The sequence below is a fragment of the Nocardiopsis sp. NPDC006139 genome, assembly GCF_040614155.1.
Classification (GTDB): Bacteria; Actinomycetota; Actinomycetes; order Streptosporangiales; family Streptosporangiaceae; genus Nocardiopsis; species Nocardiopsis changdeensis.
The window spans coordinates 49,023-70,993 of record NZ_JBEXTT010000013.1; the positions used below are offsets into that span (position 1 = coordinate 49,023).

Genomic DNA, 21,971 nt, shown 5'->3' on the forward strand with positions numbered 1-21,971 from the left:
GCGCCCCGGGCGGCGTACATCCCCCGGCGGACGCCGGGTGTCCACCCGGGGCCGACGCCGTGCCCCCTTCCGCCCCCGCAGGATGAGGGGGCACCTGTGGTACAAGGAGGAAGGAAGAGGCCCTTGAACGGCTGGAAGGCACTCGGCGCGTCCCTGCTCGGCCTGGTCGTCGGCACGGTCGCCGGATTCGTCCTGTCGGAGGTGGTCGCCGTCGCGCTGCTCCTGTTCGGCGGCGGCGACCTGCCCTCGTGGGCACCCGGAGTCAAGTACCTCATCGTGGTGGGCGCCGCCGCCGGCCTGGTGGGCGGACCGCTGCTGGCGGCGCGCGGGGGGCGACAGGACGTATGACACGGCGGGACACGGGCGACCGGGACACGGGCGAACACGTCTTCGGCGCCGGCGCGGACGCCGCCATCGCTGCCGTGACCGCCCTGGCCCTGCTCGGCGCCGAGACCTTCTTCTCGCTGGACCGCGGGTCGGCGCCGCAGCCGCAGTCCCTGGCCGTGCTCGCCCTGGGCGCCGCCTCGCTGGCGCTGGTCGGCCGCCGGCCGCTGGTCACCGCGGTCGCGGTGGGCCTGTGCCTGCCCCTCTACTACGTGGCCGGCACCGCCGACACGTGGGCGGCGTGGCTGCTGCTCCTGGTCGCGGTGCTGCGCATGGCCGCGGTGGGGCTGCGGACCGCCCCCGTGGTGACCGTCGCGGTGGCGCTGGGGCTGTTCGCCGTCGCCGAGGCGTTCGCGTTCAACCCGTGGCGGGCCCTGCTGGTGCTGGCCTGGACGGTGGCGATCGCGGCGGTGGCCGCGGTCCTGCACCAGCGCGCCGCGCACCTGCGCGCCGCCCAGGAACGCGCCCTGGAGGCCGAGCGGACCCGCGAGGAGGAGGCCCGCCGGCGCGCCACCGAGGAGCGGCTGCGCATCGCCCGCGAGCTCCACGACGTCATCGCCCACGACATCTCCCTGGTCAACGTGCAGGCCTCGGCGGCCGTGCACCGCCGCGACCCCGAGCAGGCCCTGGAGGCGCTGGAGGCCATCAAGGCCATTACCAAGGACACCCTGCGCGAGCTGCGCGCCACCCTGGGGGTGCTGCGCCAGGTCGACGAGGCCGAGGGCAACGCGCCGGTGCCCGGTACCGACCGGCTGCCCCACCTGGTGCGCGCCGCCGCCGAGGGCGGCCCGCCGGCGCGCCTGACCGTGGACGGCGCCCCCGCCGGCGGCCCCGCGGAGATGCCCGCGGTGCCCGCGCCGGTGGGGGCCGCCCTGTACCGGATCGTGCAGGAGGCGCTCACCAACGTGCGCCGCCACTCCGACGCCACCGCCGTCGAGGTCGCCCTCACCACGGAACCGGGCGCGGTCACGGTCCGGGTGTCCGACGACGGGTCGGCGACCGCGGAACCGGTCGAGGGCAACGGCCTGACCGGGATGCGCGAGCGCGTCACCGCACTGGGCGGTACCTTCGAGGCCGGCCCCGGGACCGGGGGCGGCTTCCGGGTACGGGCCCGCCTGCCGGTGGACCGAGACGACTGACCGCCCCGGAGAGGAACCGCAGCGTGCACGACGCCGGCCCCGACACCATCGACGTTCTCATCGCCGACGACCAGACCCTGGTGCGGGCGGGCTTCCGCTCCATCATCGAGGGCGAGCCCGACCTGCGGGTGGTCGCCGAGGCCGGGGACGGGGCGCAGGCGGTGGAGGCCGCCGCGCGCACCCGCCCCGACGTGGTGCTGATGGACATCCGCATGCCGGGCACGGACGGGCTGGAGGCCACCCGCCGGATCGCCGCCGACCCGCGCCTGGCGGGGGTGCGGGTCGTCATCCTCACCACGTTCGACCTCGACGAGTACGTGTACTCGGCGCTGCGCGCCGGGGCCAGCGGGTTCCTGCTCAAGGACACCGAGCCCGCCGAGCTGCTGCACGCCGTGCGGGTGGCCGCCCGGGGCGACGCCCTGCTGGCCCCGGCGGTCACCCGCAGGCTCATCGCGGAGTTCGCCGACCGCATCAAGGAGCCGCCGCCCGCCACCCGCCTGGCCGGTCTCACCGAGCGCGAGCGCGAGGTGCTGGCCGCCGTCGCCGCCGGGCTCAGCAACGAGGAGCTGGCGGCCCGCCTGGTGGTCTCCCCGGCCACCGCCAAGACCCACGTCAGCCGGGTGCTCACCAAGCTCGGGGCCCGCGACCGCGCGCAGCTGGTGGTGATCGCCTACGAGACCGGCGTGGTCCGCCCGGGCTGGCTCTCCTGACCCCGCCGACGGGTCACAGGCCCGCGTCGCGGCGGGAGACCGACGCCAGGTCCGCCTCGATGCGCGCGGTCGCCTCCAGCAGGGCGGGCAGCAGGTCGCGGCGCACGTCCTCGATCGAGGACCGGTTGGCCTGCGCGGACACGTTCGCGGCCGCGATCACCCGGCCCGCGGTGTCGCGGACGGGGGCGGCGATCGACCGCAGCCCCTCCTCCAGCTCCTGGTCCACGATCGCGTACCCCTGCTCGCGCACCCGCAGCAGCTCGGCGCGCAGCCGCTCCGGGTCGGTGACGGTGAACCGGGTCAGCGGCTCCAGGCGCACCCGCTCCAGGAAGGCGTCGATCTCGGCCTCGTCGCGGTCGGCCAGCAGCACCCGCCCCATCGACGTGGCCACCGCCGGGAACCGGGTGCCCACCCGGATCGACACGGTCATGATGCGCGAGGTCGCCACGCGGGCCACGTACAGGACGTCGTCGCCGTCCAGCACCGACACCGACGCCGACTCGTGCACCCGCGCCGAGAGGTCCTCCAGGTGCGGCTGGGCCACGTCGGGCAGCCCCGCCGAGGCCACGTAGGCGTACCCCAGCTCCAGCACCCGCGGGGTCAGCGAGAACAGCCGCCCGTCGGTGCGCACGTACCCCAGGTCGGCCAGGGTCAGCAGGAAGCGGCGGGCCGCGGCCCGGGTCAGGTGCGTCTCGCGGGCCACGTCGCTCAGGGTCATCGACGGGCGCTCGGCGGAGAACGCCCGGATCACCAGCAGGCCGCGTTCCAGCGACTGCACGAAGTGGGCGCCGCGTTCCGGTTCGTCTTCGGTGGGCATCTGCTCTTCCTGGGGACGAGGGCACGGGAAAAGGGCCGGAGCGGGCGACAGGGCCCCCGGCGATGTTCTCATACCGCACACCGTGCCGGTGCCCCGGCCTCCCCGGGGCCGCTGCGATGATGGGCCCGCACCTGGACACAGCCACGGAAGGGGACACCGGACCCATGAGCGTCGACCTGCACTACGTCGAGAGCGGACCCGCCGACGCGCCCCCGCTGCTGCTGGGCGGCTCGCTGGGCACCACCACCGAGATGTGGGAGCCCCAGGTCGAGGCGCTGTCCGCCGCGTTCCGGGTGATCCGCTTCGACCACCGCGGCCACGGCCGCTCCCCGGTCCCGGCCGGCCCCTCCACCATGGCCGACCTGGCCGGGGACGTGGTGGCGCTGCTGGACCGCCTGGACATCGGGCGCGCCCACTACGCCGGCCTGTCCCTGGGCGGGATGGTGGGCCAGTGGCTGGCGGTCCACCACGCGGAGCGCCTCGACCGCCTGGCCCTGCTGGCCACCTCGCCCTACGCCGGCCCGGCCGGGCCCTGGCACGAACGCGCCGCCCTGGTGCGCGCCCGGGGCACCGGCGCCGTCGCCGACACCGTGGTGGGCCGCTGGTTCACCCCGGACTTCGCCCGGGAGCACCCCGGCGACGTCGCGCTCCTGCGCGACCTGGTCGCCGCCACCGACCCGGAGGGCTACGCGGGCTGCTGCGAGGCCGTCGCGGGCTACGACGTGCGCGGCGACCTGCCCGGCGTCACCGCCCCCACCCTGGTCGTGGCCGGGGCGGAGGACCCCTCCACCCCGGCCGACCGGCACGCGGACGTCATCGCCCGGCTCGTCCCCGGTGCCGGGTACACGACGCTGCCCGCCACTGCGCACCTGGTGTCCTGGCAGCGCCCGGACGAGGTGAACGCCCTGCTCCTGCGGCACTTCTCCGCGCAGGGGTGACGGGCCCGGTCCCGCCGGAGCGCTCCGGCGGGACCCGGCGCCTCACCGCTTGACCGCCACCCCCGAGTACTCCCACAGCTTGACCGTCAGGTCGCCCGGCCGGGTCCGCGGCGCGATCTCGGGGTGGCGCCAGCTGGCGCAGTCGACCGCCCGCGGCTCCTCGTCGCGGTCGTCGGACCAGGCGCTCACCCGGTCCAGCCCCTCGAAGGCCGCAGCGGCCTCCTTGGGGGAGCGGACCCGCCCCCACGGGGTGCCGAAGGACAGCATCTTGTCGGTGACCCACGCGGCGGTCTCGGGGTCGTCGGACACGATGTGCGAGTAGATCAGGAAGGACCCCGGGGCCACGCGCTCCATCAGCCGGGCCACCATGCCGAAGGGGTCGGCGCTGTCGGGGATGCAGTGCAGCATCGACACCAGCATGACGCCCAGCGGCCGGTCGGTGTCCAGCAGGTCGCGGGTGAGGGGGGCGGTCAGGACGGGCTCCACCCCCTGGGAGATGTCGGCCATCAGGAACCCGGCGCCCCGGCCGCCCGCCAGCAGCGCCCGGCCGTGGGCGATGACGATCGGGTCGTTGTCCACGTACAGGACCCGGGCGTCCGGCGAGACCCGCTGGGCGACCTGGTGGGTGTTGTCCGCCGTGGGCAGCCCGGCCCCCAGGTCCAGGAACTGGTCGATGCCCTGCGAGGCCGCGTACTCCACCGCCCGGGTCAGGAACGCCCGGTTCTGGTGGGAGAGCGTGAGGAACTCCGGTAGCTGCGCAAGGAGGACGTCACAGGCCTTGCGGTCCACCTCGAAGTTGTCCTTGCCGCCGAGCAGGTAGTCGTACATCCGGGCGACGCTGGGGGTCTCCATGTCGATGTCGGGGGGGAAGCGGTCGGCCATGTGCGGTCCGGGGCGGCACCCGGCGGACGACACCGCCGGGCAGAGGGCGCCCCTGCCTCCTTCGTCGTGTGGGTGCGGTCGTCGCGCGCGGGGGCGGCGGTGAGGAAGAGAGGGCCCGTACGGACGGGGCGGAGGACGCGCGGTGCGGGGCTGCGGACCGGCATCGTCGACCTCCTGTGCTCGGGCGGCGCGGGACGCGCGCGCCGAACGGGTTCCCGTTTTCCCGTGCGGGAATCCGCCACGCCGTGCGACGTGATCTTGAGCCGAATCGTAACCGCCCCGGTCACTTCCCACGGGCGTTTTCCCGAGGAAATCGCAAATCGCGTATTCGATCGGCCCGTGTTCATGTTCCCGGGCGCGGGAATGGCGGCAGTTCGTCGGCCAGCGCGCCCGGAGCGGCGGCCCTGATGCGGTCCCCGGAACCCGAGGGTATATCCACCGGCCCCGGCGGGGAAGGCGCCGACCAGAACGCTGCCGCCGAGTCCGGTGCGTGATCGGAGGGGTCGGTGACGTCTTCGATTATCGCCTCGGAGACATTATCCCGAGCTGTCTCCTCTGGGACCGAAGGTCCTTTTATGCGCCCGGCCGCCATCACCCGGGTGCGCAGCGCGCCCCTGTCCATACCCGCCCACCGGGTGAGCGAGAACGGGTCCCGGTCCGCCTGCGCGGCCAGGGCCGCGGCCGCCGCCCGCAGGTGCGCGCACACCCCGTCCCAGCGGTCGCAGGAGCAGGTGGCCACCAGGGCGTCCCAGCCCCGCGGCACCAGGTCCACCCCGAACATCGTGCACACCCGCCCCACCGGTACCGGCAGCTCGCCGGCCAGCACCCGGGCCCGGAACACCTCCTGGGAGGCCAGGGCCTCGCACACGCGGTCCCACAGGGCGTCGTCGGGCACCGCGCGGATCAGGCTCACCTCGAACCCGCCGACCCGCGCGGTGACCTCGCCCGGGCGCACCGACAGCCGGTCCACCGGGCCCGGGACCGACGGGCCCAGCCACTGCTCCACCTGCTCCGACCAGCTCACGCCACCGCCTCCGGGGCCAGGCGCACGACCTCGCGCAGGTCGTCCACCGAGAGCCCGGCCAGCCAGGCCTCGCCGGTGGCCACAGCGCCCCGCGCCAGGGCGCTCTTGCGTTCGATCATCTCGTCCACCCGCTCCTCCACGGTGCCCACGCACACCATCTTGCGGACCTGCACGTCGCGCCGCTGCCCGATCCGGAACGCCCGGTCGGTCGCCTGGTCCTCCACCGCCGGGTTCCACCACCGGTCCACGTGCACCACGTGGTTGGCCGCGGTGAGGTTGAGGCCGGTGCCCGCGGCCTTGAGCGAGAGCAGGAACACCGCGGGGCCGTCCAGGGTCTGGAAGCGGTGCATCATCTCCTCGCGCTCGGCGCGCGGGGTGCCGCCGTGCAGCCACAGCACCGGCACCCCCAGCCGCGAACGCAGATAAGGGGCCAGCCGGTCGCCGAAGCGGGCGTACTGGGTGAAGCACAGGGCCTTGTCGCCCTCGGCGGCGGCCTCGCCCAGGATCGACTCCAGCCGGTCCAGCTTGCCCGACCGGCCCGCCAGCGCCGAGCCGTCGCCCAGGAACTGGGCGGGGTGGTTGCAGATCTGCTTGAGCCGGGTCATGGTCGCCAGCACCAGGCCCTTGCGTTCGCGCTCGTCGGCCTCGCGCAGGCGCTCGGTCATCTCCTCCACGACCGCCTTGTACAGGGACGCCTGCTCGGGGGTGAGGGTGCACCAGGTGCGCATCTCCACCTTCTCCGGCAGGTCGGCGATGATCGACCGGTCGGTCTTGAGGCGGCGCAGCACGAACGGGCCGGTCATCCGCCGGACCCGGGCGGTGTCGGGGCCGTCCTCCCCGGCCACGGCCTCGCGGAAGGCGGCCGCGGAGCCGAGCAGGCCCGGGTTGGCGAAGTCCATGATCGACCACAGCTCCTCCAGGTCGTTCTCGACCGGGGTGCCGGTGAGCGCGATGCGGGTGCGCCCGGGCAGGGAGCGCACCGCCCTGGCCTGGAGGGTGTCGTGGTTCTTCAGGGCCTGGGCCTCGTCGCAGACCACGCGCTGCCAGGGCAGGCCCGCCAGTTCGCCGGTGTCGCGGGAGACCACCCCGTAGGTGGTGATCACCAGGTCGCAGCGGCCGACCAGGCGGGCCAGGTCGTTGCCGTGCGGGCGGTCGGGGCCGTGCTGGACGTGGACGCGCAGGTCGGGGGCGAAGCGCTCGGCCTCGCGCCGCCAGTTGCCGACCAGGGACACCGGGCAGACCAGCAGGGTGGGGCCGGTGTCCAGCGGACGGGCGTCGGCGAGCAGGGCCAGCAGCTGGACGGTCTTGCCCAGGCCCATGTCGTCGGCCAGGACCGCGCCCAGGCCCAGCTCGCCCAGGAACCGCAGCCAGGAGGCGCCCCGCTCCTGGTAGGGGCGCAGGTGGGCCTTGAACCCGTCGGGGGTGCCCAGGGGGCGCAGGTCGGCGGCGGCCGAGCCGTCGAACAGGGCGCCCAGCGGGCCGGGGGCGACGACCTCCTCGACCGGCAGCGGCGGGGCCTGGCCGGCGCCGACCGCGGTGCGCACCGCCTCGTCGGGGCGCATCCGGCGCCCGCGCGTGGAGATCCACTCCAGCGCGGCCTCCAGGCGCTCGGGGTCCAGCTGGGTCCAGCGGCCGCGCACCCGCACCAGGGAGCGCTTGAGACGGGCCAGCTCGGCCAGTTCGGCCAGCTCCTCCTCGGTGAGGGGGGCGGTCTCGCCGTCGGGGTCGCCGCGCAGCACCGCCTCGAAGGACACGGCGACGATGTCGGAGGGGCCGATGCCGCCGACGCCCTTGCGGCCCTTGACGGGTTCGGCGGTCATGCGCAGGCCCACCCGGGGGCCCTTGCGCAGCTCGGGCAGGACCACCCCGAAACCGGCGGCGGCCAGCGCGGGCGCGGCTTCGGCGACGAACCGCTGGGCGTCCTCCACACCGAGCAGCAGCCGGGAGGGGGCCAGGTCGCCCAGCGCCCGGCCGACCAGCGGGTGGTGGCGCGCGGCACGGCGCAGGTCGGCCAGGGCGGTGACGGAGACGTCGGGGGGAAGCCAGGCGGCGCCCTCGCCGGACCACACCTGCTCCAGGGGCAGGCGCAGGCCGGGGTCGGCGACCGAGCGGACCCAGAACTCGACGGTCCAGGGGGTGCCGCGGTCGGGTTCGCGCAGCAGGAACAGCAGCCCGGCGCGGCCCGCGCCGCGCACCCGGGAGCGCCACTCCTTCAGGGCCGGCCGCAGCCGGGCGGCGGCCTCGGCGTCCAGCACGGGGTCGTTCCCGGTCAGCGCGGCGGCCAGCAGCGCCTCCGGGGTGTGCGCCGTGCTGGAGGGCGACGGGCGGGGGGCCTGCCGCCGGAGGCGTCCGTTGAGGGCGGTGCGGCGGGCCACGGCGTCGGTGAGCAGCTCCACGGGTGCCAGCACGCAGGCGCGGGCGACGGCGTCGGCGGAGGCGCCGGGCAGGTGGGCCCGCGCGGAGGCGGGCAGGGAGGCGGTGAGCGCGGCCAGGTGCTCCTCGGCCCAGGAGGCGGGGGCGGGCCGCCACCGCGCCCGGGGCGGCGCGCCCACCAGGTCCGGCAGCACGCACCCGGCGTCCACCAGCGCGCGGGCGAAGGCGTCCACCGCGGCCAGGTGGCGCAGGGACGGGCCCGCCCCGTCAGGCGGGGAGCCGAGCAGCCGGTCGGCGGCCGCGGGCGGCAGCCGCAGGCCGGGCACGGTCCAGGTGTGGAACGCGGCGGGCTCCACGGAGGCCCGCGCGGAGTGGTCGGGGGCGGCGGTCGTCCCGGGCAGCCGCAGCTCCAGCACGGTCCGCTCCGGCGCCGCCCGCCCTCCAGCGCCCCCGTCGGAAGCGTCGGGCGACGGGTCCTCCGCCCCGGCGGCCAGGGCCTCCAGCGCCCGGTGCCCCAGCGCGAACGGGTGCGGCCGGTCCCCGGCCCGCCCGGTGCCGGGGGCCTCGCCCTCACCCCACACCACCAGCGCGTCCCTGTCCCACACCCCGTGCAGCACCCGCATCCGTCCCTCCGTTCCCCTCGGGCCCCAGTATCCCGGTCCCCGCCGACACCCCGGGCGGCGGGACGCACGAGGGCCCCGGCGTCCGCCGGGGCCCTCGGATGCGCGGGGAGGTCAGAGGCGTTCGGGGACCTCGTTGCCGACGGCGAGGATGCCCTCGCGCATGCGGGTGCGCCACAGCAGGACGCCGCCGATGATGAAGAACGCGATCAGCGACACCACCGCCACCCGGTAGCCGCCGGTGATCGACACCGCGACCGTCACCGCCAGCGACCCCAGGAACGTGGAGCCCTTGTCGGAGATCTGGTAGAGGCTGAAGTACTCGGCCTCCCGGCCCTTGGGGATGAGCTGGGAGAACAGCGACCGCGCCAGCGACTGGGTGCCGCCCAGCACCAGGCCGATGCCCACGCCCAGGGCGATGAACAGCGGCACGTGGCCCGCGGGCAGGAAGTAGGCGGCCGACACCAGGCCGCCCCAGACCACCAGCGTCACCAGGACCGTGCGCTTGGACCCCAGGTACCGGGACAGCCAGCCGGTGGCGAAGGCGCCGGCGAAGGCCACGAACTGGATGATGAGGATCGTCAGGATCAGCGTGCCCTGCTCCAGGCCCAGGTCCTGGGTGGCGAAGGGGGCGGCGTAGCGGATGGCCGCCTGCACGCCGTCGTTGAAGAAGATGAACGCGAGCAGGAACAGGATGGTGTTCGGGTACTTGCGCATGTCCTTGAGCGTGCGCCCGAACTGCCTGACCGACTGCCCGATCCTGGGCGGTCCGCCGGTGGCCAGCGCCCCGTAGCGGTTGCGCAGGGGGCGCAGCGCCAGGACGGTGAAGCCCAGCCACCAGACGCCGCAGGACGCGAACGCGATCCGGGCGGCGTCCGCGGCGCCGATGCCCAGCGCGTCGGTGTTGAGCACCAGCACCAGGTGCACGACCAGCAGCAGCGCCCCGCCCAGGTAGCCGATGCCCCACCCGGACACCGACACCCGGTCGCGCTCGTCGGGGGTGGAGACCTCGGGCAGGAACGCGTTGTACACCACGATCGAGAAGCCGTACAGCAGGTTGGCCAGCAGGAACAGCACCGAGGCCGCCAGGTAGCCGTCGGCGGCGAAGTACAGGCCGACGGTGGCCGCCGAGCCGCCGAACGCGGTCCAGAACAGCCACCGCTTCTTGTGCCGCGAATGGTCGACCATCGCCCCGAACACCGGCAGGAGCACGATCTGGACGAGGATGGCGGCGGTGGTCAGCGCCGGGTACAGCGCGTTGGGGTGCAGGCCGAACAGCCCCAGCGACAGGTCCGGGTCCAGGCACGCCTGCGAGGTGTCGGCGCCCACCGACGAGCAGGCCAGGCCGCTCAGGTAGGGGCCGATGAGCACGGTCACCACCGAGGTGATGAACACCGAGTTCGCCCAGTCGTACAGGTACCAGCCGCGCTGTTCGCGGCGGCGCTGCGCCGGGTCGGGGGAGGGTTCGGAGTGCGCGGTGGCCTCCGGGGCGGGGTCGGTCATGGTGGGGGTTTCCTATCCGTTGTGGGCTCTGGCGGGGCCGCCGGCCCAGCGGCCGCGGCGGACCAGCACGTCCCGCAGCGCGGTGGTGTTGTCGGTGACGATCCCGTCGACGCCCGCGTCGAGCAGGCGTTCCATCACCTCGGGTTCGTTGACGGTCCACACGTGGACCTGGATCCCGAGCCGGTGGGCCGTGTGGATGAGGTCGCGGCTCAGCACCGGGAACGAGCCCTGCCACATCGGGATCTGCGCGCACAGCGGGGCACGGGGGGCCAGCGGCCGCAGCAGCGGGGACAGGGAGGCCACGCGCAGCCGGGCCACGTCCACCGGGCCGCAGGAGGTGGCGACCGGACGGGGGAAGAGGGCCCGCGCGCGGTCCAGGCGCCGCTGGTCGAAGGAGCCCACGCACACCCGGTCCCAGGCGCCGGTGCGGCGCAGCACGTCGATCAGGGGCGCGACGGCGCCGTCGGCTTTGAGGTCGATGTTGAACCTCGCGTGCGGCCAGCTCCCGAGCAGGTCCTCCAGCAGGGGGACGGGCTCGCGCCCGCCGACCCGGGCGCGGGCGACCTCGCGGTAGGGGAGGTCGGCGATGGCGCCGGCCATGTCGGTGGTGCGGTCCAGGGTGTCGTCGTGGAACGCCATGAGGACGCCGTCGGCGGTGGCGTGCACGTCCGTCTCCAGGTACGTGTAGCCCAGGTCCACGGCGTGCTGGAAGGCGACGGCCGTGTTCTCCAGCTCGGTGCGGCGCACGCCCTGGTCGTCGGTGATCCACCCGCCCCGGTGGGCGAGGGCCAGCGGCACGGGGGAGGAAAGGTACGCGTGAGTCACTCAGGCAGTATGCCGCCTGCGGGGGAGGCCGTGGCGGGGTGCGGGTCGGGCGGTGGCCGAACCGAAACCTGGTATGCCAGGTGGATCGGGGCCGTACGAGGGGGCTCTGTGAGGGGGTGTGACCGGATGTCGTCCCCTGGGAAGGGAAACGTTCATGTCCCACTCGCCCGACCGTCACCACGGGCCCCGCGGGGCCTGCCCCCGCCCGATCTGCTCCGGCGCGCAGGACCCGCACGTCCGGCGCACCGCCGCGCCGCCCCCGGCGAACCCGTACCGCCCGGCGGCCACCCCGGCGCGGACCCCGCCGCGGCGGACGCCGCGGGGCCGCTGCCACGCACCGCTGGAGGGGCACCGCACCCCGGGGGAGGTCCACCTGCTGGCCCAGCAGATGGCGGAGGTCCTGGCGGGGCGGCGCACCCCCGAGGCGATGCGGGACCGGGTGGGGGTGGCGGTGCGCGAGGAGCTGCGGCGGCTGCGGGGCGCGCTGCCCTGCCGGTCGGCGCCCCGCCTGGAGCGGGTGTTCCACCAGCGGGTGGGCGAGGGCCTGGAGGCCAGCGCGGTGATCGCCTGCGACCTGCGGGCACGGGTGTTCGCGTTCCGGGCCCGGCGCCGGGACGGGGTGTGGATCTGCACCGACCTGGAGACCGACGGTTCGCTCCGCCGACCGATGCCGTAAATGCCCTGGATATTCCCTGGAGTGCGCGGATAGGGTCCGTCAGGGGCGGGATCCGCCCCTGACGGACACGGCCGACCGCACCCCCACGGTCGCGCCCGGACCGCGGCGGTCCCGGACACACGGGCCCGCCGCCCGACGAGCGAGGAGGGGCGCCCCCGGGCCCCGCGCCGGGACGCCGACATCTGCATGAAACCCACCGACATCGTTCACCTGCACACCGTCGGCGCGCCGACCCTGTCCCCCGACGGCTCGCGTGCGGTGTTCTCCGTGGTCCGCCCCGACCTGGAGGAGGACGCCTACCTCGGGTCGCTGTGGTCGGTCCCCACCGACGGCTCGGCCGCGCCGGCCAGGCTGACCCGCGGCGACCGGGACCGGTCGCCGGTGTTCTCCCCCGACGGCCGCTGGATCGCGTTCCTGCGCCCGGACGGGGACAAGCGGCCGCAGATCCACGTCCTGCCCGCCGACGGCGGCGAGGCGTGGAAGATCACCGCGCACCCGCTGGGCGCCGGGACCCCGGTGTGGAGCCCGGACTCGACCCGGGTGGCGTACACGGCGCGGATCCCCGAGGAGAAGCGGTACGTGGACGGCGAGCCCGGCAAGGAGCCGCCGCGCCGGATCACCCGCCTCAAGCACAAGCTGGACGGCCTGGGCTACCTCACCGACCGGCACTCGCACGTGTTCGTGTCGGCGCCGATCGACCCGGCCGCGGAGGCGGGGGAGCCGGTGCAGGTCACCAAGGGCGACTTCGACCACTCCGGGGTGGCCTGGAGCCCGGACGGCGGCGAGCTGGTGTTCTCCGCGGCCCGCCACGAGACCCACGACACCGACCTGGTGGAGGACCTGTGGGCGGTGGCGCCGCAGGCCGGGGCCGAGCCGCGGCGGGTCACCGACGGGACCCTGAGCGCCGGGGCGCCGGTGTACTCCGCGGACGGGTCGACGGTGTTCTTCCTCGCCGACCGGCTGGGCGAGGACCTGCGCGACTTCGTCGGCCGGACCACGGCGGTGTGGTCGGTGCCCGCGGACGGCTCGGCCGCCCCGACCCGGCTCACCCCCGAGGAGGACCCGCGCTTCGTCGGCTCCCTGGCGGTGACGGAGGAGGGCGTGCTGGCCACCGCCGAGCGGCGCGGGGCGGTCGACCTGCTGCTGGTGCCGTTCGGGGGCGGGGAACCCGTGGAGGTACTCGCCGACAAGGTGCAGGTGCAGGCGTTCGACGCGGCGGCCGGGGTGACCGTGGCCGCGGTGGCCGACGGGCGCAGCAGCGGTGAGCTGGTGGCGGTGGAGGCGGCGGGCGCCCGCGCGCTGACGTCGCTGGCCGCCGGGGTCGAGCCGCTGCCGATGACGGAGCTGGTGGCGCACACCGCCGACGGGTACCCGGTGCACGGGTGGGTGGCGGTCCCCGAGGGCGAGGGCCCGCACCCGGTGCTGCTGATGATCCACGGCGGGCCCTTCGCGCCCTACGGCCACCAGGTCTTCGACGAGACGCAGGTGTACGCGGCCGCCGGGTACGCGGTGGTGATGTGCAACCCGCGCGGGTCCTCCGGGTACGGGCAGGAGCACGGCCGGGCGATCATCGGGGCGGTGGGCGAGGTGAGCGCCACCGACCTGCTGGCCTTCCTGGACGAGGCCCTCGAGGACGAGCGGCTGGACGCCTCCCGGGTGGGCGTGCTGGGCGGTTCGCACGGCGGGTTCATGACCACGTGGATCGCGGGCCACCACAGCGACCGGTTCCGGGCGGCGATCAGCGAGCGGGCGGTCAACGCGATCGACAGCTTCAGCGGCTCCTCCGACATCGGGTCGCTGTTCCCCGAGCCGCTGTACGGGCCGGCGGAGAAGTGGGCGGAGCAGAGCCCGCTCACGTACGCGGACCGGATCGATATCCCGGTGCTGATCATCCACTCGGAGGAGGACTGGCGGTGCCCGGTGGAGCAGGCCCAGCGCCTGTTCGCGGCTCTGAAGGCGCGCGGGGCCGAGACGGAGATGCTGCTGTTCCCCGGTGAGGGCCACGAGCTGTCGCGGTCGGGGCTGCCCAGCCACCGGGTCGCGCGGTTCGAGGCGATTCTGGAGTGGTGGTCGCGCCACCTGTGACGCACGGGGCGGGGGAGGACCGCCTTCCCCGCCCGTGGTTCGCATGATGCACGTCACATTTTCAGCTGACTTGACCCCGTTTTGGTGCTCTTCTCCGGGGCAGAAAACGGTGCCGTTCCCGCGCACCGGCGGGCTTTGCCGCATTCATGAAGCAACCCCGCAGGTCGGAAGGTTGCCCAAGGAAAAGTAACGAAAGGGTCGCGTGCGGTCCAGGGGGTGGATTACTGTTCCCTCAGGCCGGGTCGCCCCCGTGAGTCGCCACCAGGGCGACGGCACCCGGCGCCGCCGCGCTCCGCTCGCTCCGAGTCCTTTTCCCACGAGCGGAGGCCGCCGCAGAACGCCCGGCACCCGCGCGATCCCTCGCGCCCCCGACGCCGGGACCCCCTCGCTCCCGCATCCCCTGCGCGCCCCTCCGGCGCGCCCTCGGGATGCCCTGCGCCGGTAGGCGGGTGTGGGAGGAAGGCAGTCGGTCCCTTGACTCGCAACCCTGTCACCGGTGGTGCCCGCCGCCGCTTCGCGACGGTCGGCTTCGCCGCGCTGGGCGCGGTCGTGCTCTCGTCCGGCGTCGCCGCCGCCGAGCCGACCGCCGAGGAGGCCCAGGAACGGTACGAGCAGCTCCAGGAGGAGCTGTCGGGGCTCAACGAGACCTTCAACCAGGCCGAGGAGGACCACGAGGCGGCCCAGGCCGAGCTGGAGGAGATCCAGGAGCGCCTGACCGAGGCCGAGGACGAGCTGGAGGAGATGTCCGGCAAGGTCGCCGGGATCGCGCAGGTCGCCTACACCGGCTCGCCCTACAGCATGTTCACCGTCCTGTTCGGGGGCGTCCCCGACGCCGCGCTGCAGAACGTCGCCGACCTCGACTACCTCTCCGAGGGCCAGCAGGACGTGCTGGCCGGGTACATCGAGGAGGTCGAGCACAGCGAGAGGCTGCACGCCGAGGCCGCCGAGACCGAGGAGCGGGCGGCCGAGGCGCTCGAGGAGGCCGAGACCGCCCAGGAGGACGGCGAGGCGGCCCTGGAGGAGCAGGCCGAGGTGCTGGAGAGCCTGGGCGGGGTGGACCCCACGTCGGTGGAGGTCGCCGGCTCGGGCGGCGGCGGGACCGAGGCGGCCGCCTCGGGCGACGTGCAGGCGGTCCTGGACTTCGCCCGCGCCCAGATCGGCAAGCCCTACGTGTGGGGCGGCACCGGCCCGAACGGGTACGACTGCTCGGGCCTGGTGCAGGCCGCCTGGGCCCAGGCCGGGGTGAGCCTGCCGCGCACCACCTACGACCAGGTGAACGCCGGGACGCGGATCTCCCGCGACCAGGTGCAGCCCGGCGACCTGCTGTTCTTCTACAGCGAGTCGGCGCCCAGCCACGTGGGGATCTACTCCGGCAACGGCATGATGATCCACGGCTCCAACCCGTCCAAGCCGCTGGAAGAGGTGTCGCTGGCCGCGTACTGGGACGGTGTGTTCACGGCCGCCGTCCGGGTCGGCTGACCGGGCGCGCCCTTCCGCCCCCTGGAGCGCCTTCCGCCCGGGGCCGCCGGAGCCCTCGCCGGGTGCCGGCGGCGGGCGCGGACGCCCCGCGGTCTCCGGACCGCGGGGCGTCTCGTGCGTCCGAGGGCGGTTCCGTGTCGATACGGGGAGGTCGGAACGGACGGGGGACACCGGGGCAAGGCTCCCCACGGTGACGCGAAACAGGGCTATAGTGACTCTGTGTCACTGAATAAACACGTAGGGTCTCATGTCGACGGGGTATCGCACCGCGGCCGGGTCGAGCGCGTCCTCACCCGGGTCTTCCGCAACGACTGGAGTGCGCTGACGCCCCCCGACATCGGCGGGTGGACCCCCGACCTGAGCGTCAGCGTCGTCATCCCGGCGCGCGGCGGACAGGACCGGCTCGACCTGGTCCTGGCCGCCCTGGCCGGACAGACCTACCCCGAGCACCTGGTGGAGGTCCTGGTCGTCGACGACCACTCCCGCCCGCCCCTGCGCCTGCCCGAGCTGCGCCCCCGCCGGTGCCGCGTCCTCACCGTGCCCGACGGCACCTGGGGGGCCGGGTACGCCCGCGCCTACGGCGCCCACGCCGGGACCGGCGACATCCTCGTGTGGCTGGACGCCGACACCGTCGTGGGCCGGGAGTTCATCGAGGCCCAGGCCCGCTGGCACCACGTGCACGCCGAGGCCGTCACCCTGGGACGGGTGGCCTTCGCGGACTCCGCCCCTGACAGCCCCGCCGAACTGCTGGCCCAGGTGCGGGCCGGCACCCTGCACGACGAGATGGCCCCCGGGCGCGGCCACGAGTGGATCGAACGCGTCCTGGCCGACAGCGACGACCTGCGCGACGCCGACCACCTGGGCTTCCACGCCTACCTGGGGGCGGCCGCGGCCGTGCGGCGCAGCCTCTACGAGGCGGCCGGAGGGGTGGACCCCGACCTCGACCTGGGCCAGGACACCGAGTTCGGCTACCGGCTCTGGCAGGCGGGGGCGGTCATGATCCCCGAACCCGCCGCCACCGCCTGGCACGTGGGCCCGGCCGGCACCGCCCGCACCCGGCTGCCCTCACAGCGGTTCCGCACCGAGGTGCTGGCCGAGCTGATGCCCCACCCGCACGCCTACCGCGAGCGCGTCCCCGCGCACCGGCGGCGCGTCCCGCTGGTGCACGCCGTGGTCGACGTGGCCGGGGCGCCCTACGACCTGGTCCGCGGCTGCGTGGACCGGCTGCTCGACAGCGCCGAGACCGACCTGGCCCTGACCCTGGTCGCCGACTGGGAGGGCGCGGGCACCGCCCCCGGCGCCCCGGTCGGACCGCACCTGGACCTGCGCCTGATCCAGGCCAACTACCTGCGCGACCCCCGCGTCTCGTTCGCGTCCCGGACACCGCGCACCGGCTTCCCCTCACCGTTCCTGCTCCAGGTCCCGGTGGCCTGGGGGCTGGGCCAGGTGGCGCTCTCGCGCCTGCTCGCCGGGGCCGAGCGCTCCCGCGCCGGGCTCACCGAGCTGTACCCGGCGGCCTCGCCGACCCGGGACGCCGGGGTGCGGCTGTGGCGCACCCGCGCCCTGGCCCGGGCGCTGCGGGTGCGCGGGGAGGACGAGGACCTGGGGGACGTGGTGGCCGAACTGCACGGCCGCTACCGCATCCACGCCGGGCAGGACACGCTCACCGACCTGTCCCTGTACCGGTCCGTGCCGCCGCCCCCGCGCCCGGTCCCGCGGGTCGAGCGCACCGCCGCGGCCGGGGACGCCGGGGCCCCGCGGGACACCGGACGGGCCGGGGACCCGCCGCCGGAGCGGCGGGCCGGGCGGCTCGCCCGCTGGCGCGAACGCCTGGCCGGGCTGGCCAGGCGCCGCGGCCGCGGGTGAGGACCCCGCGGGTCAGGACACGGCGTCGATGGACGTCAGCAGCTGCTCGCGCAGGGACGCGTTGATCGGGGTGGACCCGGTCTCCGCGGAGGCGGCCTCCTGGCCCTCCTCGCTGATGACGTAGCGCAGGAACGCCTTGACCCGCTCGGCCTCGGCGTCGTCGGGGTAGTCCAGGCACACCGCCTCGTAGCTGACCAGGACCAGCGGGTAGGCGCCCTCGGCGGTGGTGCCGTAGTCCAGGTCCAGGGCCAGGTCGTACTCGTTGGTGGCGTCCTCGCTGCGCGGGGAGTCGGCCACGACCTGCGCGGCCGCGTCGGGGGAGATCTCCACGAAGGAGTCGCCCACACCCACCGACACGGTGGACATGCCGTGCACGTGGGACATCTCCACGTACCCGATGGAGCCCTCGGCGCGCTTGACGGTGTCGGCGATGCCGCTGTTGCCCTGCGCCGACTCGCGCGGGGTGACCGGCCACTGCCCGTCGGCCTCGTGCGGCCACTCGTCGGGGGCGGCCGTCTGCAGGTACCGGGTGAAGTTCTCGGTCGTGCCCGAGTCGTCGGCGCGGTTGACCGGGGTGATCTCCAGGTCGGGCAGGTCGGCGTCGGGGTTGTCCGCGACGATCTCCGGGTCGTTCCACCGGGTGATCTTCTGGTCGAAGATCTTCGCCAGGGTGCCCGGGCGCAGGTTGAGGGAGTCCACGCCCTCCAGGTTGAACACCACCGCGATGGCCACCGTGTAGGCGGGCAGGTTGATGGTGTCGGATCCGCCGCAGCGCTCCATGGCGTCGGCGTTCTCCTCCGGGTCCACCGCCGCGTCGGTGCCCGCGAAGGCGACCGCGCCGTCGATGAACTGGTTGCGGCCGCCGCCCGAGCCGATGGAGTCGTAGTAGACGCGCGAGTCGCAGGCCGACTGGTACCCGGCGATCCAGGTCGTCATCGCGTTCTCCTGGGCGCTGGACCCGGCCCCCGACAGGCTGCCGGAGAAGCACTCCAGGTCGTCGGGGACGGCCGGGGGCGCGGCGTCGCGCACGGCGTCGTCGCTGCCGCAGGCGGTGGCCGCCAGCAGCAGTCCGGCGAGGGCGGCGCCTGCCGCGGCGTGGGTCCGGGAGCGCTTGTTGGACGGGAGCACGACTTGCTTCTCACCCTTTCATCGGTGTCGGTGACCCCATGGTGTGCACCGACGCGTCGCCCGCCGTGGGCGCGTTCTGGCAGGTGTACGGAACACCGCCGAAGAATTTAACCATTGCGTCCGCGATGCCCGGCACCGCCCCCGGCGGGGCCGGCGACCGCGGCGCGGGCGTGCATGACACGCGGGGGAGGCGGGCAAGGGTAGGGGCGTGATGAGCACGCACCGCATCCCGACCGTCCCCGTGACGTCAACCTACCGCCTGCAACTGCGTCCGGAGTTCACCCTCGTCGACGCCGCCGGGGTGGTGGACCGGCTGGCGCGCACCGGAGTGGGCGCCCTGTACCTGTCGCCGGTCCTCCAGGCCGCCCCGGGGTCCGCGCACGGCTACGACGTGGTCGATCCCACAAGGATCTCCGCCGAGCTGGGCGGGGAGGAGGCGTTCGCCGCGCTGGCCGCCAAGGCCCACGAGGCCGGCATGGCCGTGGTGGTGGACATCGTCCCCAACCACATGTCGGTGGCCCGCCCCGACGCCAACCCCTGGTGGTGGGACGTGCTGGAGAAGGGCCGGGGATCGGCGTACGCGCGGTGCTTCGACATCGACTTCGACGCGGGGCCGATCCTCCTCCCCGTGCTGGCCGACGACGGCGACGGCGGCCGGGCCGCCCTGGCCGACCTGCGCGTCGTCGACGGCTGCCTGGCCTACCACGACAGAATCCACCCCCTGGCCGAGGGCACGTACACGCCCGGGGACGACGCGCGGACCGTCCACGAGCGCCAGAACTACCGGCTGGTGTCCTGGCGGCGCGGCGACTCCGAGCTCACCTACCGGCGGTTCTTCGACGTCAGCGAACTGGCCGCGGTGCGGGTGGAGGACCCCGGCGTGTTCGACGCCGTGCACGCCGAGATCCTGCGCCAGGCCGACCTGGGCCGCATCGACGGGCTGCGCGTCGACCACGTCGACGGGCTCACCGACCCCGGCGGGTACCTGCGCACCCTGGCCGCCCGCTTCCCCGGCTGGATCGTGGTGGAGAAGATCCTCGCCCCCGGCGAGGACCCGCCCCGGTCCTGGCCCGTGGCCGGCACCACCGGCTACGACGCCCTGCGGGTGACCGGCGGCGTGTTCGTCTCCCCGTCCGGGGAGGCCGACTTCACCACCCTGGCCGCCGACCAGGGGGTGGAGGTGGACATGGCGGCGGTCGACGCCCACGCCCGCCACGCCGCCGCCACCGACCTGCTCGCCGCCGAGGTGCGCCGCATCGCCGCCCTGGTGCCGCCCCGGCCGCCGCGCGACGGCCGCCCCCTGGACGCCGCGGCCCTGGAGCGGCGCGCCGACGCGGTGGTCGAGCTGCTGTGCGCCTTCGACGTGTACCGCTCCTACCTGCCCGAGGGGGAGGACGCCTGGGCGCGGGCGGTGGAGACCGCCACCCGCCGCCGCCCCGACCTGGAGCCGCACCTGGAGGCGATCGACGACCGGGTCCGCGCCGACCCGCGCGGGGAGCCCGCCCGGCGCATCCAGCAGACCAGCGGCATGGTCGTGGCCATGGGCACCGAGAACACCGCGTTCTACCGGGCCACCCGGTTCGCCGCCCTGAACGAGGTGGGCGGCGACCCGGCCGACTTCGCGGTCGCCCCGCAGGAGTTCCACGCCGACGCCGCCCGCCGCGAGGCCGCCGCCCCGCACACCATGACGGCCCTGTCCACCCACGACACGAAACGCTCCGAGGACGTGCGCGCCCGCCTGGCCGCGCTGGCCGAGGTGTCGGAGGGGTTCACCGAAGCGGTGCGCCGCTGGACGGACCGGTGCGCCCTGCCCGAGCCGTCCCTGAACCTGCTGGGCTGGCAGACCCTGGTGGGCGCCTGGCCCATCGACGCCGAGAGGCTCACCGACTACCTGCTCAAGGCCGCCCGCGAGGCCCGCCTGGGCACCTCCTGGACCGCGCCCGACGCCGACTTCGAGGACCGCGTCCGCGCCTGGCCCGGCCGGGTCCTGGACGACCCGTCCCTGCACGGCGAGGTGCTGTCGGCGGTGGAGTCGGTCCGCGGGGCCGGGTGGTCCAACGCCCTGGGCCAGAAGGCCGTGCACCTGCTCGGCCCCGGCGTCCCCGACGTCTACCAGGGCACCGAGCTGTGGGACCTGTCCCTGGTGGACCCCGACAACCGCCGCCCGGTGGACCACCGGCTGCGCGAGGAGCTGCTGGCCCGCCTGGAGGAGGGGTGGCTGCCGCCGGTGGACGGGTCCGGCGCGGCCAAGCTCCACCTGGTGCGCACCTGCCTGCGCGTCCGCCGCGACCTGGAGCCGCGCGGGTACCTGCCGCTGGAGGCCTCCGGCCCGGCCGCCCGGCACGCGCTGGCCTTCGCCCGCACCTCGCGCGGCGCGTCCCACCCGGACCTGGCCGCGGTGGCGACCCGGCTGCCGATCACCCTGGCCGACGCCGGGGGCTGGGCGGACACGGTGCTGCCGCTGCCCTCGGGACCGGGGGTGTGGCGCGACCTGCTCACCGGCCGCGAGATCGCCCCGACCGACCCCGACGGGCTCACCGCCCCGGCCCTGGCCGGCCTGCTGGACCGGTACCCGGTCGCGGTGCTGCACCGCTCCTGACCGGGACGGGGCCGGGGCGGGGCGCCGGTAGGCTGGCGGCGATCATGACGAGCACGAACACCGCAGGCGGCCCGCGGCCGCGCATGCCCGAGACCGCGTTCACCGCCCTGGCCTGCCCGGCCTGCGGGCTCGACCTCGCCGCCACCGGCCGGGGGGTGGAGTGCCGGGCCGGGCACGTGTTCAACGTGGCCCGCGAGGGGTACGTCAGCCTGCTCACCGGCGCCACCCCGCCCGGGACCGGCGACGACAAGGCGATGGTCGCCGACCGGACGCGGTTCCAGCAGGCCGGGCACTACGCCCCCATCGGCGACGCCCTGGCCCGGACCGTGGCCCGCGAGGCGCCCGGGGCCCCGTTCGTCGTGGACGTGGGCGGCGGCACCGGCCACTACCTGGCGCGCGTGCTGGAGGAGGTCCCCGGCGCGGTCGGCCTGACCGTGGACGCGTCCAAGTTCGCCGCCCGCCGCGCCGCCCGGGCCCACCCGCGCGCGGGCGCGGTCACCGCCGACGCCTGGCGCGGGCTGCCGCTGCGCGACGGCACCGCCGACGTCCTGCTCAACGTGTTCGCCCCGCGCAACGCGGAGGAGTTCTCCCGTGTGCTGGCGCCCGGCGGGCTCCTGGTGGTGGTCGTGCCCGAGGCCGGCCACCTGGCCGAGCTGCGCGCCCCGCTGGGGCTGCTGTCGGTGGACCCGCGCAAGGACGAGCGCCTGGAGAAGGGCCTGCACGGGCACTTCGACCCCGCCGGCGTCGAACCGCTCCGGTTCACGATGGACCTCGCCCGCGAGGACGCCGCCACCGTCGTGGGCATGGGCCCCAGCGCCCGCCACCTCGACCCCGCCGAACTCGCCGGCCGGATCGCCGCCCTGCCCGAACCGGTCGCGGTGACCGCCTCGGTGCGCCTGCACCTGTACCGGCCGCGCTGAGCC

The 21,971-nt window shown here is 75.3% G+C and carries 17 protein-coding genes; 10 read left to right on the plus strand and 7 right to left on the minus strand.

Annotated elements, in window-relative coordinates; genetic code table 11:
• Positions 1–123 precede the first annotated feature (123 nt).
• The 3 genes from ABZ249_RS18660 to ABZ249_RS18670 are packed head-to-tail and all read left to right on the plus strand — an operon-like array spanning position 124 to position 2,233.
• Positions 124–348 (plus strand): DUF5957 family protein, encoded by a 225-nt coding sequence (locus tag ABZ249_RS18660; RefSeq protein WP_355264240.1) that lies wholly within the window; start codon positions 124–126, stop codon positions 346–348.
• Complete coding sequence (locus tag ABZ249_RS18665; protein WP_355264243.1) at positions 345–1,523, plus strand: sensor histidine kinase; 1,179 nt, start codon at positions 345–347, stop codon at positions 1,521–1,523. Before ABZ249_RS18660 ends, ABZ249_RS18665 begins: the two co-directional genes overlap by 4 nt.
• Positions 1,524–1,546: 23 nt before the next feature.
• Positions 1,547–2,233, plus strand: coding sequence for a response regulator transcription factor (locus ABZ249_RS18670; RefSeq protein WP_355264246.1), 687 nt, complete (start codon positions 1,547–1,549; stop codon positions 2,231–2,233).
• Positions 2,234–2,246: 13 nt separating this feature from the next.
• Here ABZ249_RS18670 and ABZ249_RS18675 read toward each other — a convergent pair whose 3' ends face one another.
• A complete protein-coding gene (locus ABZ249_RS18675; protein ID WP_355264249.1) occupies positions 2,247–3,050 on the minus strand; it encodes an IclR family transcriptional regulator C-terminal domain-containing protein in 804 nt (267 codons plus the stop codon).
• Positions 3,051–3,214: 164 nt separating this feature from the next.
• On the opposite strand from ABZ249_RS18675, the gene pcaD reads away from it, so the two are divergent.
• Complete coding sequence (pcaD, locus tag ABZ249_RS18680) at positions 3,215–3,988, plus strand: 3-oxoadipate enol-lactonase (protein WP_355264252.1); 774 nt, start codon at positions 3,215–3,217, stop codon at positions 3,986–3,988.
• A gap of 42 nt (positions 3,989–4,030) precedes the next feature.
• On the opposite strand, the gene ABZ249_RS18685 is transcribed toward pcaD, so the two are convergent.
• From ABZ249_RS18685 to ABZ249_RS18705, 5 genes are all read right to left on the minus strand, one after another.
• On the minus strand, positions 4,031–4,870 hold the full coding sequence (locus ABZ249_RS18685; RefSeq protein ID WP_355264255.1) for an SAM-dependent methyltransferase: 840 nt from the start codon (positions 4,868–4,870) through the stop codon (positions 4,031–4,033).
• Between the two features lie 343 nt (positions 4,871–5,213).
• Positions 5,214–5,894, minus strand: a complete 681-nt coding sequence (locus ABZ249_RS18690) for a hypothetical protein (protein ID WP_355264258.1) — start codon at positions 5,892–5,894, stop codon at positions 5,214–5,216.
• Complete coding sequence (locus tag ABZ249_RS18695; protein WP_355264261.1) at positions 5,891–8,890, minus strand: SNF2-related protein; 3,000 nt, start codon at positions 8,888–8,890, stop codon at positions 5,891–5,893. Before ABZ249_RS18695 ends, ABZ249_RS18690 begins: the two co-directional genes overlap by 4 nt.
• A 111-nt stretch (positions 8,891–9,001) precedes the next feature.
• Complete coding sequence (locus tag ABZ249_RS18700; RefSeq protein WP_355264264.1) at positions 9,002–10,390, minus strand: MFS transporter; 1,389 nt, start codon at positions 10,388–10,390, stop codon at positions 9,002–9,004.
• 12 nt (positions 10,391–10,402) lie between these two features.
• A complete protein-coding gene (locus tag ABZ249_RS18705) occupies positions 10,403–11,215 on the minus strand; it encodes a glycerophosphodiester phosphodiesterase (RefSeq protein WP_355264267.1) in 813 nt (270 codons plus the stop codon).
• A 154-nt stretch (positions 11,216–11,369) separates the two neighbouring features.
• Here ABZ249_RS18705 and ABZ249_RS18710 point away from each other — a divergent pair, with 154 nt between their 5' ends.
• From ABZ249_RS18710 to ABZ249_RS18725, 4 genes are all read left to right on the plus strand, one after another.
• Positions 11,370–11,891: an Rv3235 family protein gene (locus ABZ249_RS18710; protein WP_220561383.1), complete on the plus strand. Its 522-nt coding sequence runs from the start codon at positions 11,370–11,372 to the stop codon at positions 11,889–11,891.
• Positions 11,892–12,077: 186 nt separating this feature from the next.
• Positions 12,078–13,976 (plus strand): S9 family peptidase, encoded by a 1,899-nt coding sequence (locus ABZ249_RS18715; protein ID WP_355264270.1) that lies wholly within the window; start codon positions 12,078–12,080, stop codon positions 13,974–13,976.
• Between the two features lie 474 nt (positions 13,977–14,450).
• Positions 14,451–15,455 carry an NlpC/P60 family protein gene (locus ABZ249_RS18720; protein ID WP_355264273.1) on the plus strand — a complete coding sequence of 335 codons (1,005 nt, stop codon included), beginning with the start codon at positions 14,451–14,453 and terminating at the stop codon, positions 15,453–15,455.
• 219 nt (positions 15,456–15,674) lie between these two features.
• The gene (locus ABZ249_RS18725) at positions 15,675–17,321 is read left to right on the plus strand and encodes a glycosyltransferase (protein ID WP_355264276.1); all 1,647 of its coding nucleotides are present in this window, start codon (positions 15,675–15,677) and stop codon (positions 17,319–17,321) included.
• A gap of 12 nt (positions 17,322–17,333) precedes the next feature.
• Here ABZ249_RS18725 and pstS read toward each other — a convergent pair whose 3' ends face one another.
• Complete coding sequence (gene pstS, locus ABZ249_RS18730) at positions 17,334–18,449, minus strand: phosphate ABC transporter substrate-binding protein PstS (protein WP_355264279.1); 1,116 nt, start codon at positions 18,447–18,449, stop codon at positions 17,334–17,336.
• Positions 18,450–18,660: 211 nt separating this feature from the next.
• Between pstS and treY the strand changes: the two genes are divergently transcribed.
• Positions 18,661–21,048: a malto-oligosyltrehalose synthase gene (treY, locus tag ABZ249_RS18735; RefSeq protein ID WP_355264282.1), complete on the plus strand. Its 2,388-nt coding sequence runs from the start codon at positions 18,661–18,663 to the stop codon at positions 21,046–21,048.
• A gap of 44 nt (positions 21,049–21,092) precedes the next feature.
• Entirely contained in the window at positions 21,093–21,968 is an 876-nt protein-coding gene (locus ABZ249_RS18740; protein ID WP_355264285.1) for a putative RNA methyltransferase, read from the plus strand.
• Positions 21,969–21,971: the final 3 nt, after the last annotated feature.